Annotated in this window: 10 protein-coding genes; 6 read left to right on the plus strand and 4 right to left on the minus strand. The window is 72.8% G+C overall.

The genetic code is table 11. The features are described from left to right. Window positions 1-163: 163 nt before the first annotated feature. Together ppdK and ACZ7KF_RS10915 are read right to left on the minus strand one after the other, a co-directional pair. Window positions 164-2,884 carry a pyruvate, phosphate dikinase gene (gene ppdK, locus ACZ7KF_RS10910; protein ID WP_471071517.1) on the minus strand — a complete coding sequence of 907 codons (2,721 nt, stop codon included), beginning with the start codon at window positions 2,882-2,884 and terminating at the stop codon, window positions 164-166. Between the two features lie 407 nt (window positions 2,885-3,291). Then, window positions 3,292-4,512 (minus strand): ROK family protein, encoded by a 1,221-nt coding sequence (locus ACZ7KF_RS10915; protein WP_471071520.1) that lies wholly within the window; start codon window positions 4,510-4,512, stop codon window positions 3,292-3,294. 120 nt (window positions 4,513-4,632) lie between these two features. Between ACZ7KF_RS10915 and ACZ7KF_RS10920 the strand changes: the two genes are divergently transcribed. The 3 genes from ACZ7KF_RS10920 to ACZ7KF_RS10930 all read left to right on the plus strand — a co-directional run bounded on the left by ACZ7KF_RS10920 (window position 4,633) and on the right by ACZ7KF_RS10930 (window position 10,120). After that, window positions 4,633-6,237 carry an MGH1-like glycoside hydrolase domain-containing protein gene (locus ACZ7KF_RS10920; protein WP_471071522.1) on the plus strand — a complete coding sequence of 535 codons (1,605 nt, stop codon included), beginning with the start codon at window positions 4,633-4,635 and terminating at the stop codon, window positions 6,235-6,237. Then, on the plus strand, window positions 6,234-8,171 hold the full coding sequence (locus ACZ7KF_RS10925; protein WP_471071525.1) for an amylo-alpha-1,6-glucosidase: 1,938 nt from the start codon (window positions 6,234-6,236) through the stop codon (window positions 8,169-8,171). The genes ACZ7KF_RS10920 and ACZ7KF_RS10925 overlap by 4 nt, the downstream gene beginning before the upstream one ends. A 185-nt stretch (window positions 8,172-8,356) precedes the next feature. Continuing rightward, window positions 8,357-10,120 carry an alkaline phosphatase family protein gene (locus ACZ7KF_RS10930; protein ID WP_471072238.1) on the plus strand — a complete coding sequence of 588 codons (1,764 nt, stop codon included), beginning with the start codon at window positions 8,357-8,359 and terminating at the stop codon, window positions 10,118-10,120. Here ACZ7KF_RS10930 and dusB read toward each other — a convergent pair whose 3' ends face one another. Beyond that, window positions 10,121-11,254 carry a tRNA dihydrouridine synthase DusB gene (dusB, locus tag ACZ7KF_RS10935; RefSeq protein ID WP_471071529.1) on the minus strand — a complete coding sequence of 378 codons (1,134 nt, stop codon included), beginning with the start codon at window positions 11,252-11,254 and terminating at the stop codon, window positions 10,121-10,123. 295 nt (window positions 11,255-11,549) lie between these two features. On the opposite strand from dusB, the gene ACZ7KF_RS10940 reads away from it, so the two are divergent. The 3 genes from ACZ7KF_RS10940 (at window position 11,550) to ACZ7KF_RS10950 (ending at window position 15,579) form a co-directional block, all read left to right on the plus strand. Then, the gene (locus tag ACZ7KF_RS10940) at window positions 11,550-13,001 is read left to right on the plus strand and encodes an MFS transporter (protein WP_471071532.1); all 1,452 of its coding nucleotides are present in this window, start codon (window positions 11,550-11,552) and stop codon (window positions 12,999-13,001) included. A gap of 58 nt (window positions 13,002-13,059) precedes the next feature. Next, a complete protein-coding gene (locus ACZ7KF_RS10945; protein WP_471071535.1) occupies window positions 13,060-13,947 on the plus strand; it encodes a LysR family transcriptional regulator in 888 nt (295 codons plus the stop codon). Between the two features lie 87 nt (window positions 13,948-14,034). After that, entirely contained in the window at window positions 14,035-15,579 is a 1,545-nt protein-coding gene (locus tag ACZ7KF_RS10950) for an AMP-binding protein (protein WP_471071538.1), read from the plus strand. Between the two features lie 36 nt (window positions 15,580-15,615). Here ACZ7KF_RS10950 and ACZ7KF_RS10955 read toward each other — a convergent pair whose 3' ends face one another. Beyond that, window positions 15,616-16,497 carry a helix-turn-helix transcriptional regulator gene (locus ACZ7KF_RS10955; RefSeq protein WP_471071541.1) on the minus strand — a complete coding sequence of 294 codons (882 nt, stop codon included), beginning with the start codon at window positions 16,495-16,497 and terminating at the stop codon, window positions 15,616-15,618. Window positions 16,498-16,576 lie beyond the last annotated feature (79 nt).

The following is a 16,576-nucleotide window of genomic DNA, read 5'->3' on the forward strand; positions in this document are numbered from 1 at the left end:
CCCGCACAGGGATGCCGCCCCTTCTCTTTCGTGCGCCGGGGCCGCCGTCGATCGGTGAGGGTCGGGGACCGTCGGCGGCTCCGGGGTCCGGTGCCGGGCAGGGCCAACGCGGCGAGGCGCGGTGCCAGACCCCGCGAGCCCGGCATGCTCCAAAGGAGCGGCCCTAGCGGTGGTCGCTGCCCGCCGACGTCGTGGCCGCGCGGCCCGCCTCCAGCCGGGCGACCGGGATGCGGAACGGGGAGCAGGAGACGTAGTCCAGCCCCACCTCGTGGAAGAAGTGGACCGACTCCGGGTCACCGCCGTGCTCGCCGCAGACGCCCAGCTTGAGGTCGGGGCGGGTCCGTCGGCCCGCTTCCGCCGCCGCCTTCACCAGGGAGCCGACGCCGTCCTTGTCGATCGTCTCGAAGGGCGACACGCCGAAGATGCCCTTCTCCAGGTACGCCGTGAAGAAGGAGGCCTCCACGTCGTCGCGGCTGAAGCCCCAGACCGTCTGGGTCAGGTCGTTCGTGCCGAAGGAGAAGAACTCCGCCGCCTCCGCGATCTGGCCGGCCGTGAGGGCGGCGCGCGGCAGCTCGATCATCGTGCCGATCGCCAGCTTGAGCGACGTACCGGTCGCCGCCTCGACCTCGGCGATGACCTGGTCCGCCTCCTCGCGGACGATCTCCAGCTCCTGGACCGTGCCGACGAGCGGGATCATGATCTCGGCGCGCGGGTCGCCCTTGGCCGACTTGCGCTCCGCCGCCGCCTCCGCGATCGCGCGGACCTGCATCGTGAACAGGCCGGGGATGACCAGGCCGAGGCGGACGCCGCGCAGACCCAGCATCGGGTTCTGCTCGTGCAGCCGGTGCACCGCCTGGAGCAGCCGCAGCTCGTTCTCGTGCGGCTCCTGCCGGGACTCGGCCAGCGCCACGCGGACCGACAGCTCGGTGATGTCGGGCAGGAACTCGTGCAGCGGCGGGTCGAGGAGGCGGACGGTGACCGGCAGGCCGTCCATCGCCTCGAACAGCTCGACGAAGTCCTTCTTCTGCAGCGGCAGCAGCTCCTGGAGGGCGGCCTCGCGCTCCTCCTCGGTGTCGGCGAGGATCAGCTTCTCGACCATCTCACGGCGCTCGCCGAGGAACATGTGCTCCGTGCGGCACAGGCCGATGCCCTGGGCGCCGAAGCGACGGGCGCGCAGCGCGTCCTCGGCGTTGTCCGCGTTGGCCCGCACCCGCAGCCGGCGCTTGCGGTCGGCGAAGGCCATCATGCGGTGGACCGCCTCGACCAGTTCGTCGGCGTCGTCGGCACCGGGGTGCATCCGGCCCTCGAAGTACTCCACCACCGGGGACGGGACGACCGGGACCTCGCCCAGGTAGACCTTGCCCGACGAGCCGTCGATGGAGATCAGGTCGCCCTCCTCCACGACGTGTCCGCCCGGGACCGTCATACGGCGGCGCTTGGTGTCGACCTCCAGCTCCTCGGCGCCGCAGACACAGGTCTTGCCCATGCCCCGGGCGACCACGGCCGCGTGGGAGGTCTTGCCGCCGCGCGAGGTGAGGATGCCCTCGGCCGCGATCATGCCGTCCAGGTCGTCGGGGTTGGTCTCCCGGCGGACCAGGATCACCTTCTCGCCCGAGCGGGACCACTTGACGGCGGTGTACGAGTCGAAGACCGCCTTGCCGACCGCCGCGCCCGGCGAGGCCGCGATGCCCCGGCCGACCTGCTCGGTCTTGGCGCTGTCGTCGAAGCGCGGGAACATCAGCTGGGCCAGCTGGGCACCGGTGACGCGCTGGAGGGCTTCCGTCTCGTCGATCAGGCCCTGGTCGACCAGCTGGGTCGCGATGCGGAAGGCCGCGCCCGCGGTGCGCTTGCCGACGCGGGTCTGGAGCATCCACAGCTGACCGCGCTCGATCGTGAACTCGATGTCGCAGAGGTCCTTGTAGTGGTTCTCCAGCGTCTCCATGATCTGCATCAGCTGGTCGTACGACTTCTTGTCGATCTGCTCCAGCTCCGCCAGCGGGACCGTGTTGCGGATGCCCGCCACCACGTCCTCGCCCTGCGCGTTCTGGAGGTAGTCGCCGTAGACGCCCTGGTGGCCGGAGGCGGGGTCGCGGGTGAAGGCGACGCCGGTGCCGGAGTCGGGGCCGAGGTTGCCGAAGACCATCGAGCAGACGTTGACGGCCGTGCCCAGGTCGTGCGGGATGCGCTCCTGGCGGCGGTACAGCTTGGCGCGGTCGCCGTTCCAGGAGTCGAAGACCGCCTTGATGGCGAGGTCCATCTGCTCGCGCGGGTCCTGCGGGAAGTCCCGGCCGGCCTCCTTCTTGACGACCTTCTTGAAGGTGGTGACCAGCTTCTTCAGGTCCGCGGCCTCCAGGTCGGTGTCGACCGTGACCTTCTTGGCGGCCTTGGCCTTGTCGAGGGCCTCCTCGAACAGCTCGCCGTCGACGCCGAGGACGGTCTTGCCGAACATCTGGATGAGGCGGCGGTAGGAGTCCCAGGCGAACCGCTCGTCGCCGGCCTGCTGGGCCAGCCCCTGCACCGACTTGTCCGACAGACCGATGTTCAGGACCGTGTCCATCATGCCGGGCATGGAGAACTTGGCGCCGGAGCGGACCGAGACCAGCAGCGGGTCGTCGGCCTGGCCGAGCTTCTTGCCCATCTTCGCCTCGAGGGCGTCGAGGTGCGCACTCACCTCGTCACGCAGTGCCGCGGGCTCCTCACCGCTCTCCAGGTAGACCTTGCAGGCCTCCGTGGTGATGGTGAAGCCGGGAGGGACCGGAAGACCCAGGTTGGTCATCTCGGCGAGATTGGCGCCCTTGCCGCCGAGCAGGTCCTTGAGGTCCTTGTTGCCCTCGGTGAAGTCGTAAACGAACTTCGCTACGTGGGGTTCTTTGTTTTCCGACACGGGTCTCGACTCCTTGAGGCCACGGTGGCTGCCCTGACGGCGAGGAACATACCCAGATCGAAGGTTCCTGGGTACGTCCACTTGCGCGTCATGCGCCTGTAACCACCCGTCCGCCAGTGGATCGAAAGTCAAAGCTTGGCAAGGGATGACGCCGTTATGTGTTCACTTCTTGAACGCATCAGGGCTTCCGGATGCGGCTTTCTGCTCACATGAGCGGGAGTGCTACACATCTGATTTCGATCGATGAACGATCAAGGGGTGGCACCGAGTGCCACCCCTTGGAGAAGTGCAGCCGCACATGATCCGCTCATCTGAGCGCTACCCCTATCAAGGGTGGCGAGAATCACGCTGCCACAGCGCACCGGATTTCACCATGCGGACCACCGTTCGAGACCGAAACAGCCACGTCACACCCCCAGGGCGCGCAGCCGCTCCTCCACCCGCTCCGGGGCGTACAGGTGCTCCACCACCAGTGCCCCGGCGCCGATCAGCGCCGCCCGCTCCCCGATCCGTGAGGTGACGACGTCCAGGCGGGCCGTGGAGCGCGGCAGCGCCCGCTGGTAGAGCAGCTCGCGCACGCCGGTCAGGAAGGGCGTCCCGGCCAGATCGCCCGCGATCATCAGCACGCCCGGGTTGAGCAGGGTCACGACCGTCGCCAGCACGTCCCCGACCCGGCGCCCGGCCTCCCGCGCCAGCGCGGCGGCCTCCGGGTGTCCGGCGGCCAGCAGGTCCCGCACGTCCGAGCCGGAGGCGGCCGGGACACCGGAGGCCGCCAGCCGCCGGGCCACGGCACCGCCGCTCGCGACCGCCGCGAGGCAGCCCCGGGAGCCGCACCGGCACAGCGCGTCGGCGCCGACCCGGATGTGCCCGATGTCGCCCGCGCCGCCGTCGACCCCCCGGTAGATCGAGCCGTCCACCACCACCCCGGCGCCGATACCGGTGGAGACCTTGACCAGCACGAAGGCGGTGCAGTCGGGGTGTCCGGTGCGCTGTTCGCCGTAGGCCATGAGGTTGGCGTCGTTGTCGACCAGGACCGGCACCGCACCGGCGCCGGTGTGCTCCGTGAAGGCCCGGGACAGCCGGCCGCGTATGTCGTACCCGTCCCAGCCCGGCATGATCGGCGGCTGGACCACCCGGCCGGTCTCGCTGTCCACCGGGCCCGGTACCGCGAGCCCTATCCCGCACACCTCCCCGGCCCGGTGCCCGGCCTCGGGCAGCAACTCGGCGAACCAGCGGCCCAGCTCGCCGAGGACCGCCTCCGGGCCGTCCTCCACCACCAGCGTGCCCCCGCGCTCGGCGAGGATCTCGCCGGTCAGGGTGAGGACGGCCGCGCGGGCGTGCCGGGTGTCCAGGTCGGCGGCGAGGACCACGGCGTGGGAGTCGTCGAACTCCAGGGTGATGGAGGGGCGTCCGCCGAGCGGCGAGTCCACCGGGCCGCCGGCGCCCTCGCGCAGCCAGCCGGCCCGGAACAGCCGGTCCAGGCGCTGGCCGACGGTGGCCCGGGACAGCCCGGTCGCCTGCTGCAACGCACCCCGGGTGACGGCCCGCCCGTTGCGCACGAGTGCGAGCAGATCACCGGCACCCGCCTGGCTTCCGCTCCGGCCGGTTCTTCCCGGACGTCCGGTCATGCGCACCCCCTTGTGTTTCTCCAGCTTGCATTACATATTGAGTTTTGCGTGTTAAATAGACGTAACCCTACGGTGGCCGGGGCCAAACCCGCTCGGCCGAACGTCTTCGGGGAGTCCCGAGTGGATCGCACCGCCCAGCTCACCGCCCGTTCCACCGCGTACGAGATCGCATACGATCCACCGGCCAAGCCGTCCGCCACCCCGGCGTCCGCGACGTCCCTGCACGTCAGAGCGGCCCGCGTGCTGGCGGCCAACTGGACGGGCGGTTCGACGGTCCCGTCCCGGAGGCTGTATCCGCACCAGTGGTCCTGGGACTCGGCGTTCATCGCCATCGGACTGCGGCACGTCTCGCCGCTGCGGGCCCAGACCGAGCTGGAGACGTTGCTCGCGGCGCAGTGGGCCGACGGGCGCGTCCCGCACATCGTCTTCAACCCCTCCGTCCCGCTCGACGCCTACTTCCCGAGCCCCGACTTCTGGCGCTCCGCCACCGCCGGACGCGCCGCGGGTGCCCCGCGCACCGTACAGACGTCCGGCATCGTGCAGCCACCGGTGCACGCGCTGGCGGCCTGGCTGGTGCACCGCGCCGACCCGGGGCTGTCCCGGGCCCGCGGCTTCCTGGCCCGGGTGTACCCGCGGCTGGCCGCCTGGCACCGGTATCTGCTGCACCGGCGGGACCTGGGCGGCGGCGGCCTGGCCGGCGTGGTCCACCCGTGGGAGCAGGGCATGGACAACAGCCCCTGCTGGGACGCCCCGCTCGCCCGGATCACCCCGGCCCCGGCCCGCTCCTTCCGCCGCGCCGACCTCGATCACGGCGCGCCCGAGGACCGGCCGACGGATCTGGACTACGGACGGTACGTGCGGCTGGCCGCCGACTACCGGGAGCGCGGATACCGGGACGGCGCGGGCGGGAACGGAGGCGTCGGCGCGGGCGGGAACGGAGGCGTCGGCGCGGGCGGGAACGGAGGCGCCGGGGCGGGCGGGAGCCGTGGGGCCGGGGCGGGCGGGGGCCAGGGGGGCGGCGGGGAGTTCGCCGTGGAGGATCCGGCGTTCAACGCTCTGCTCATCGCCTCCGAACTGGCCCTCGCGCGGATCGCCGAGGAGCTGGGCGTGGCCGCGGCGGCCCGGCGGGCCCGCGCCGGGCGGCTGACGGCGGCGCTGGTGGAGCGGCTGTGGGACGCGGAGGCCGGGATGTTCCTGTGCCGGGACCTGCGCGGTGACGGGCTCGTGCCCGAGCGCGGTGTCTCCGGGCTGGTGCCGCTGCTGCTGCCCGGACTCCCCCGGGACATCGCCGCCACCCTCGTCCGCACCCTGCGCGGGCCGCACTTCTCGCTCGGCGACCGCACCCGGCTGGTCCCGAGCTACGACCTGCTCGGCGAGGCATTCGACCCGCAGCGCTACTGGCGCGGCCCGGCCTGGTTCAACACGAACTGGCTGCTGGAGCGCGGGCTGCGGACCCACGGCGAGACGGCGGCGGCCGACGCCCTGCGCGAGGCGGTGCTGCACCTGGCCGGTGCCACGGATTTCGCCGAGTACGTCGACCCGTACACCGGCGCGGCCTGCGGCGCGACGGGCTTCAGCTGGACGGCGGCGCTCGCGCTCGACCTGTGCCACGAGCGACTCGCACCGCACGACCGTCAAAAGTTGGACAAGAGCACACAAAAGGACGTGTCTCTCTCGGGCACCGGCACGTTCGACCGGAGTGACAAAGGAGGGGACCGGGGATGACGGACCGGCATCATCTGCTCGTGCACGGCGCCAGCTTCGCCGCCGTGGGCGACCGTGGCGACATCAGCGGGGTGCGGGGCGGCAGTTCCCCGGACGGGTTATTCGTCCGGGACGCCCGGCACCTCAGCCGCTGGCAGCTCACCGTCGACGGTGCGGTGCCGGAGGTGCTCACCCCGGTGACCGACGGGGACGCGGCCCGCTGCGTCCTGGTCCCGCGCGGCGGCCGGCAGGAGCCCCCCGCGCACACCGTGTTCCGGGAGCAGGCCGTCGGCGACAGCTCGTTCGTGGAGTCCGTGAAGGTGACCAGCAACCGTCCGGTGCCCACCACCGTCCGGCTCGCGCTCACCGTCGACGCCGACTTCACCGACCAGTTCGAGCTCCGCTCCGACCACCGCACCTACGTCAAGGCCGGAGCCGTGCGCTCCCGCCACGTCCTGGACGACGGCATCGAGTTCACCTACCGGCGCGCCGAGTGGCGGTCCTGTACGACGATCACGTCCGCTCCGGCCCCGGACGCCGTGGAGGAGACGGGCACCGGCGCCCGTCGGCTGGTGTGGACCCTCGACCTGGCACCGCACGGCACGACGGAGTTGCTGCTGCGGGTGATCGCCCGGCCGCACGGCGAGAAGCGCGCGGTGCGCGTGCCCCGCGACCCCGCCGCCGTGCACGAGCAGCTCCTCGCCGCAGAAGGCGAGTTCGTGGAGGGCGTGGCCTTCCCGACCGGCTGGCCGGAGCTGGCCGCGGCCTGCGCCCGGGGTCTGGCCGACCTGGCGGCGCTCCAGGTCCCGGCCCTCGGGCCGGACGGCGAGGAACTGCGCGTGCCGGCGGCCGGCGCCCCCTGGTTCCTCACCCTGCTCGGCCGTGACGCGCTCCTCACCTCCCTCTTCGCCCTGCCCTACCACCACGGGACGGCCGCCGCCACGCTCCTCGCCCTGGCCGCCACCCAGGCGACCGGCACCGGCATGTCCCCGGTCGCCCAGCCCGGCAAGATCGTGCACGAGGTCCGGCACGGTGAGCTGGCCCACTTCGGCCAGGTGCCGTTCCGCCGCTACTACGGCTCGGTCGACGCCACTCCCCTCTTCCTCGTCCTGCTCGGCGCCTACGTCGAACAGACCGGGGACGTGGAGCTGGCCCGGCGCCTGGAGCCGCACGCCCGCGCCGCCGTGGGCTGGATGCTCGACCACGGCGGCCTGACCTCGCGCGGCTATCTCGTCTACCGCGCCGACGAGGGCGGCCTCGCCAACCAGAACTGGAAGGACTCCCCCGGCGCGATCTGCTGCGCCGACGGCACCCGGCCCACCGGCGCGGTGATGGCGGCGGGCGCCCAGGGCTACGCGTACGACGCGCTGCGCCGCACGGCGGGCGTGGCGCGCGCGGTGTGGGCCGACGAGACGTACGCCGCCCTGCTGGAACAGGCGGCGGCCGACCTGCGGGACCGGTTCCAGCGGGACTTCTGGATGCGGGAGCGGTCCTTCCCGGCGCTGGCGCTGGACGGCCAGGGCCGCCAGATCGACGCGCTGGCCTCCGACGCCGGGCATCTGCTGTGGTCGGGGCTGCTGGACAAGGAGTACGGCGAGGTGGTGGGCCGGCGGCTGCTGGAGCCGGACTTCTTCTCCGGCTGGGGCGTCCGCACGCTCGCCTCGGGGCAGCCGGCGTACCATCCGCTCTCCTATCACCGGGGCTCCGTCTGGCCGCACGACAACGCGCTGATCACGCTGGGTCTGGCGCGCTACGGGCTGCACGACGAGGCCCGTACGGTCGCCCATGCGCTGGTCGACGCGGCGACCGTGGGCGGGCACCGGCTGCCGGAGGTGCTGGCGGGGTACGGGCGGGACACGCACGGGGAGCCGGTGCCCTATCCGCACGCGTGCGGGCGGGAAGCCCGGTCCGCCGCGGCGCCGCTCGCCCTGCTGACGGCGGTCGGGGGTGCCTGAGCACTGACGGCGGCCCGGGGTGCCCGGGGGTGCTGGGCGGTCGGGGGTGCCTGAGGGGGACTGGACGGCGGTCGGGGGTGCCTGAGGGCCGGGGGCGTGCGGGTGCCGCGCGGCCCCGGCCGTATTGACCAGGTGTTTGCCCGGCGGGCGTGAACGGTGCTTCCCGGTGGGCCGTACGGGAGGGCATGAGCGCGCTCCAGTCGGCCGAGGAGACCGTCCCCGCAGAGGTCACCGCCCCCGCCCCGCACTCCTCCAGGCGGCCCTGGACCGCCTGGTCGGCGTGGCGGCGGCGGTGGCGGGAGCGGCATCCCACCGCCGCCCGCACCCTGTCCGTCGGCGTCACCGTGCTCGCCGCCGCGCTCGTCGTCGCGGCGCTCGTGATGCCCAACTCCGTCGTCCGGCTCGGACCCGCCGCGTTCCTGCGCATACCGGCGGAGGCCGTCGTCGGGGCCGCGGTGCTGCTCGCGCTGCCGCGGCGCCCGCGGGTGGTGGTGGCGGCGGTGTCCGGGGTGCTGCTCGGGGCCGTGACCGTGCTGAACGCGCTCGACATGGGCTTCAGCCAGTACCTCGGCCGCAAGTTCAACGTGATCCTCGACTGGAGCCTGCTCGGCGACGCGGAGTCGTATCTGGAGGACTCCCTCGGCCGTACGGCCACCCTCGCCGCCGTGGCCGGGGTGCTCGCCGTGGTCCTGCTGCTCTTCGTGCTGCTGGCGCTGGCCGTGGTCCGGCTGAGCGACCTCCTCGCCCGGCATCCCGGCACCGCGACCCGCGGCACCCTGGTGGCCGGGGTCGTCTGGATCACCTGTTCCTCCCTCGGCCTCCAGGCGGGGGGCCTGCCGCTCGCCTCCGACAGCACGGCGACCGCGCTGAAGGTCCAGGCCCGCCGGGTCTCGGACACCCTCAGGGACGAGGCCGAGTTCCGGAAGGTGGCCCGGGTCGACGCGTTCGGGAACACCCCGGCCGGCCAGTTGGTGCCCGATCTGCGCGGCAAGGACATGGTCTTCACGTTCATCGAGAGCTACGGTCGCAGCGCGATCGAGGACCCGGTCATGGCGCCGGGCGTGGACCGGACGCTCGACGCCCGCACCAAGGCGCTGGCCGAGGCCGGTTTCCACGCCAGGAGCGGCTGGCTGACCTCGGCGACCTACGGCGGCAGCAGCTGGCTCGGCCACTCCACCACCATGTCCGGCCTGTGGATCAGCAACCAGCAGCGCTACCGCACCGTCATGGCGAGCGACCACATGAGCCTGACGGACGCGTTCCAGAAGACCGGCGCGTTCGACACGGTCGGCGTCATGCCGGGCGTGCAGAAGGGGTGGCCGGAGCAGAAGTGGTACGGCCTCGACAAGGTCTACAACGCCTTCCAGCTCGGCTATCGGGGGCCCAAGTTCAGCTGGTCCACCATGCCCGACCAGTACGCGCTCCAGCAGTACCAGGAGCGGGTGCACAGCAAGCGGCCGGCCGACGGCAAGTCGCGGATGTCGCTGCTCATCCTGACCTCCAGCCACCAGCCCTGGGCGCCCATCCCGAAGATGGTGGACTGGGACCGGCTCGGTGACGGCTCGGTCTTCAAGGGCATCGAGGCGGCGGGCAACAAGTCGGCCGACGTCATCGCCGACACCACCAGGTCCCGCGAGGAGTACGGCAAGTCGATCCAGTACTCGGTGACCGCGCTGACCGAGTGGCTGGAGCGCTACGGCAGCAAGGACACCGTGCTGGTCTTCCTCGGCGACCACCAGCCGATCGCCCGGGTCAGCGGCAACCACGCCAGCCGTGACGTGCCGGTCTCGGTCGTCGCCAAGGACCCGAAGGTCCTCGACAAGATCGCCGACTGGGGCTGGACGGAGGGCCTGCGCCCCGCCCACGACGCGCCGGTGTGGAAGATGAGTTCCTTCCGGGACCGCTTCCTGACGGCGTACGGCTCGACCCCGCACCCCAGGAAGGGCTGATCAGCCGCCCGAGGTGTCCAGCTCGGCGTCCTCGCCGACGCCCGCGCAGTCGTACGGGTCCTTCAGCCAGCCGTCCGGCAGCACCACGCGGTTGTTGCCGGAGGTGCGCCCGCGGGGCCCGTCCGCGCCGGCCGGCCAGGCCTGGTCGAGGTCCAGCTCGTCCAGGCCGGCCCGCAGTTCCTCCAGCGAGGAGGTGATCGCGAGCCGCTTGCGCATCTCGGAGCCGACGGCGAAGCCCTTGAGGTACCAGGCGACGTGCTTGCGGAAGTCGACCACGCCCTTGGACTCGTCGCCGGCCCACTCGCCGAGCAGGGCGGCGTGCCGCACCATGACGTCGGCCACCTCGCGCAGGGCGGGCCGGGCGACGTCGCCGGGCCGGCCCTCGAACGCGGCCACCAGGTCCGCGAACAGCCAGGGGCGGCCCAGGCAGCCGCGGCCCACGACCACTCCGTCGCAGCCCGTCTCCCGCACCATCCGCAGCGCGTCCTCGGCGCACCAGATGTCGCCGTTGCCGAGCACGGGGAGCTCCGGGACGTGCTCCTTCAGCCGGGCGATGGCGTCCCAGTCGGCGGTGCCGCCGTAGTGCTGGGCGGCGGTGCGCCCGTGCAGGGCGATCGCCGTGACGCCCTCCTCGACGGCGATACGGCCCGCGTCGAGGTAGGTGATGTGGTCGTCGTCGATGCCCTTGCGCATCTTCATGGTCACCGGCAGGTCACCGGCGCCCGAGACCGCCTCGCGCAGGATCGCCCGGAGCAGGTTGCGCTTGTAGGGCAGGGCGGAGCCGCCGCCCTTGCGCGTGACCTTGGGGACCGGGCAGCCGAAGTTCAGGTCGATGTGGTCGGCCAGGTCCTCCTCCGCGATCATGCGGACGGCCTTGCCGACGGTGGCCGGGTCGACGCCGTACAGCTGGATCGAGCGCGGCTGCTCGCTCGCGTCGAACCTGATCAGCTGCATGGTCTTCTCGTTGCGCTCGACCAGCGCCCGGGTCGTGATCATCTCGCTGACGAACAGCCCCTTGCCTCCGCTGAACTCCCTGCACAGGGTGCGGAAGGGCGCGTTGGTGATCCCCGCCATGGGTGCGAGCACGACGGGCGGTGTCACGGTGTGCGGGCCGATGGAGAGCGGGTGGGTCATCAGACGGCTCCGGGACGGATGTGCGGGGGCTACGGCCAGGGACGAGGATCCATTGTCCCTCACTCGGCCGGCCGCTCGTCCGGCAGCTCCGCCAGCCGCTCCAGCCGCTCCTCGCTCTCGGCGCTCTCGGCGAGACCGACCGGCCGGCCGGCGCGGGCAGCGGCCTGGCGGCCACGCTCCAGCGGTGCTGTCCGGCGGGGCTGCCGGGGCCGGCCGTGCCCGGTGCCCGGCTGCCGAAGTTCATGGAGCAGTCATTAGTTAGACACACTATCGAAGTCGGCGTACGATGGCACGCATGCCCGAGTTGAGCCCTCGCCGACGCCTGCTCGTGCTCGCGATCTGCTGTATGAGCCTGCTGATCGTGAGCCTCGACAACACCGTGCTGAACGTGGCGCTGCCGTCCATGCAGCGCGACCTGCACGCCACCACGTCCGGTCTCCAGTGGACCATCGACGCCTACACGCTCGTCCTGGCGTCGCTGCTGATGCTCGCGGGCTCCACCGCCGACCGCATCGGCCGCAAGAAGGTCTTCATGGCCGGCCTGGTGGTCTTCTCCGTCGGCTCGCTGCTCTGCTCCCTCGCCCCCAGCCTGGAACTGCTGATCGTGTTCCGCATGGTCCAGGCGGTGGGCGGTTCGATGCTCAACCCGGTCGCCATGTCGATCATCACCAACACCTTCACCGACGCCCGGGAGCGGGCCCGCGCGATCGGCGTGTGGGGCGCGGTGGTCGGCATATCCATGGCGGCGGGCCCGCTGGTCGGCGGGCTGCTGGTGCAGTCCGTGAGCTGGCGCGCCATCTTCTGGGTCAACCTCCCGGTCGGCCTCGCCGCCCTGCTGCTCACCCTCCGCTTCGTCCCCGGGTCGCGCGCGCCCCGGGCCCGCCGCCCCGACCCGGTCGGGCAGCTGCTGGTGATCGCCCTGTTCGGCTCGCTGACGTACGCGATCATCGAGGCACCGGAGTCCGGCGCCGGCACGGTCGCCCCCTTCGCCGCGGTCGCCGCCGCGGCCCTGCTGGCCCTCCTGTGGTACGAGCCCCGGCGCGCGGAACCCCTCATCGACCTGCGCTTCTTCCGCTCGGCCCCGTTCAGCGGCGCCACGGTGATCGCGGTCAGCGCGTTCGCGGCCCTGGGCGGCTTCCTCTTCCTGTCCACCCTGTACCTGCAGAACGTGCGCGGCCTCGACGCCCTGCACGCGGGCCTGTGGATGCTGCCGATGGCCGTGCCGACGTTCCTGTGCGCCCCGCTGTCCGGCCGCCTGGTCGGCACCCGCGGCCCCCGCCTGCCCCTCCTGGTGGCCGGTACGGCGATGACGGCGAGCGGCGTCCTGTTCGCCGCGTTCGAGGCCGAGACGTCGGACTCCACCCTCTTCCTCGGATACGTGCTCTTCGGCATCGGCTTCGGCTTCGTCAACGCGCCGATCACCAACACGGCGGTGTCGGGCATGCCCCGGGCCCAGGCCGGGGTGGCCGCCGCCGTCGCCTCCACCAGCCGGCAGCTGGGCCAGACCCTCGGTGTCGCGGTGGTCGGCGCCGTCCTGGCCTCCGGCATCGGCTCGTCCCCGTACCGCGAGGTCTTCGTCTCGGCGGCCCGTCCCGGCTGGTGGATCCTCACCGCCTGCGGCCTGGCCGTCCTCCTCCTGGGCCTGCTGACCAGCGGACCCTGGGCCCGCCGGACCGCGGAGCGGACGGCCGGGCAGCTGGAGTCGGCGGAGATCCGCGAGGTCGTGGGGGCCGCGGAGCGGGCGTAGTGCCGGCGCCCCGCGGGGCCCCGCTCCGGCCCGTGCCGGGTCCGGCGAGACTACCGGCATGGACCTGCTGTCGCTCCGCTACTTCCGGGCCGTGGCCCGTCACCAGCACATCAGCCGGGCCGCGGAGGAACTCCGGGTCGCCCAGCCGTCGGTGAGCCGGACCATCATCCGGCTGGAGACCGAACTCGGCGCACCGCTGTTCGACCGCCAGGGCCGCCGCATCCGGCTCAACGAACGCGGCGCCGCCTTCCTGGCCCGGGTCGAACGGGCGCTGACGGAACTCGACGACGCCCGGCGCGAGGTGACCGACGCCGCCGGAGCGGGTCCGGGACGGGTCGCCGTCGCGGCCGAGACCCTGTTCCAGCTGTCCGGGGTGCTGTCCGCGTTCCGTGCCCTGCGGCCCGGGGTGCGGGTGCGCCTGTTCCAGGCTCCGGTGGACTCGATGCGGCAGCATCTGCGGGCGGGCGAAGTCGATTTCGCGATCGCCTCCCAGCCGTTGGCCGGACCCGAGGTGTGCTCGGTGGAACTGGTGCGGGAGGAGGTGCTGCTCGCCGTGCCGCCCGGACACCGGCTGGCCGGGCGGGAGAGCGTCACGGTGGCCGAGCTGGCCGGCGAGGACTTCGTCAGCACCCGCCCCGGACACTGGCAGAGAAACCTGCTGGAGCGGCTCTTCGCCCGGGAGGGGCTGACGCCGCGGGTGGTCTGCGAGGGCGACGAGGCCGCCGCCACTCCGGGGCTGATCGGCGCCGGTCTGGGCATCGGACTGATGCCGGCGGTCGCCCGGCGGGCCCTCGGCGGGAGCGGCCTGGTGACCTGGCTGCGGCTGGACGGCGCCGACTGCCACCGGACGCTGACCCTGGTGTGGCGCAAGGGCGCCTATCTCTCCCCCGCCGCCCGCGACTTCCGCCGGCTGGCCAGGGCGGGACTCATGCCCGACGCGCCATGAGCACATGGCGAGATCGGTCGTGGAAGGCATGAAGGGCCGGTACTAGCGTCGTCGTCGTCCACCGGGTCCGGACGAGGGAGAACAGCGATGGACCAGCGAAGCGCCACCGGGGAAGCCGGTTTCCGCAGCTATGTGGAGGCCGTCCTCCAGGCACTGTCCGCCGAGCCGGCACGGCCGGCCGTCACGACCGCCGAGGGGCGGGTGATCGGCGCGGCGGAATTACGGGACCAGGTGCTCCGCCTCGGCGGGGAGCTGGCGGCCCGCGGGACGGGCCGCGGCACCACCGTCGTGCTGCTCACCGGCAACACCGCCGAGGCCCTGGCCGCCCGCTACGCCGCCAATCTGGCCGGCGCCCGGGTGGTCTCCCTGTACGAGGGCACGAGCCCGCCGGTCATGGCCCGTGTGATGGAGAGCGTGGACTGCTCCCTGCTCCTGGTGGACGAGCCACGACACGACACGGCGCGGGAGCTGTCACGGCTCCCCGGCACCCCCCGGATGCTCTCCCTGGGGCCGAGCGGCTTCGCCGAGGACGTGCTGGCCGCGGCGGCCCGGCGGCCGGCCCGGCCGATGGGCCGGCTGGTGGGTCCGGACGACGACTGGTGCATCCGGCACACCGGCGGGACCACGGGCATCCCCAAGGGCATCCGCATGGCCCACGGCTCCTACCGGCACAGCCTGGAGCGAGGGCTCGCCGACGCCGGTGCCCCGCCCCGCTATCTGGCCTGCACCTCGCTCGCCCATCTCGCCGGGATCTTCGCCGACATGGCCCTGCTCCAGGGCGGCTCGGTGGTCCTGCGGCACGGATTCGAGCCCGGGGACGTCCTGGCCACCATCGAGCGCGAGGGCATCACCCACACCTGGCTGCTGCCGCCGCTGCTGTACCGGCTGCTGGACCACCCGGACCTGCCCGGCACCGATCTGTCCTGCCTGCGCCGGATCAGCTACGGCGGCACCGCCGCCTCACCGGCCAGGATGCGGCAGGCCGCCGAGGTGCTGGGGCCCGTGCTGTACGGCCTGTACGGGCAGGCCGAGGCCCAGCACATCACCGAAGCCGGCCCCGGCGACCTGGAGGTGACCGGCCCGGGCGGGCAGCTGACGGTCGGCCGGGCGCTGCCCGGCGTGGAGATCACCGTCCGGGACACCGAGGGCACCGTCCTGCCGCCCGGGCAGTGGGGGGAGGTGCAGGTGCGCTCGCCCCATGTGATGTCCGGCTACTGGAAGCAGCCGGAGCTGACCGCCGAGGTGCTGCGGGACGGCTGGGTGCGCACGGGGGACGTCGGCTGCCTCGACGAGGACGGATACCTGTACATCGTGGACCGGATCAAGGACATGATCGTGGTCGTCGGGGGTCACGTCTATCCGGCGGAGCTGGAGGAGCTGCTGCTGAGCCATCCCGCCGTCGCCGAGTGCGCGGTGTTCGGCAGCCGGGACGAGGAGTCGGTGGAGCACGTCCACGCCGCCGTGGTGCCCGCCGCCGGGCAGCACCCCACGCCGGCGGAGATCCGGGACTTCGTCACCGCCCGCAAGGGACGCCTCTACGCTCCCGAGGCCGTGCACCTGGTGCCCGGCATCCCGCTGACGGCTGCGGGCAAACCGGACAAGAAGCTGCTCCGCTCCCGGCTGTCCGGCTGAGTCCCGGCAGCCGCCCACCGGAACGGCCCCGGCCCCTCAGCGGGCCGGGACCCCGGAGGCGATCCCGTACAGCCGCTCCAGCCGCTCCCGGGTCTCGTCGTTCTTCGGGGTGTACGTCACCATCCGGGCGCCCAGCTGGGGGCTCAGCCACAGGTCGGTGTGTTCCAGGGTGAGGTGGCCGACGTACGGGTTGAGGAACTCCTTGGTCTTGGAGCGGGTGCCGACCACCTCGTAGCGCTGCCAGTTCTCGCGGAACTCCGGGATCTCCTCCAGCCGCCCGAGCAGCATCTTCCAGGCCGGCTCACCGAGGTGGCCGGCCAGCGAGGCGCGCAGCCGGGCGGCCATCAGGCGCCGGGTCTCCTCCAGGTTGACGCACGCCGCCTGCCAGTCCTTGTTGGTGTGGACGAGGATCAGGCAGTTGCGGTCCTCGGGCGGGATCGCGTCCAGGTCGCCCAGCAGGCGGGCGTAGGTGCGGTTGTAGGCGAGGATGTCGTACCGGCTGTTCTGGATGCAGGCCGGGATCGGCTCCAGCCGGGTCAGCATCTCGCGCAGGGCGGGGGTGACGCTCGGGCAGTTCGCGGCCGGGGTGGGGTCGGTCGCGCCGGCCAGCTGGAAGAGGTGGGCGCGCTCGCTGGCGTCCAGGCGCAGGGCGCGCGCGAGGGCGTCCAGGACCTGCACGGAGACCTGGATGTCGCGGGCCTGTTCGAGCCAGGTGTACCAGGTGACGCCGACCGCGGAGAGCTGGGCGACCTCCTCCCGGCGCAGTCCGGGGGTCCGGCGGCGGGCGCCGCGGGGCAGGCCCACCTGCTCCGGGGTGATGCGCTCCCGCCTGCTGCGCAGGAACGCGGCCAGCTCGTGCCGGCGGATCTCCGCTCCCCGGGCCGGCTGCGGCGGGGTCTCCTGGGCCGTGGTCGTCATCACCCCAGGGTGCCGCCTCAGCCAGACCGTTGCCAGGTGCTCGCGGTACCAGGACGGGAGCGGCCCGCCACCAGGGTGG

This window comes from Streptomyces sp. NPDC038200 (assembly GCF_055600785.1).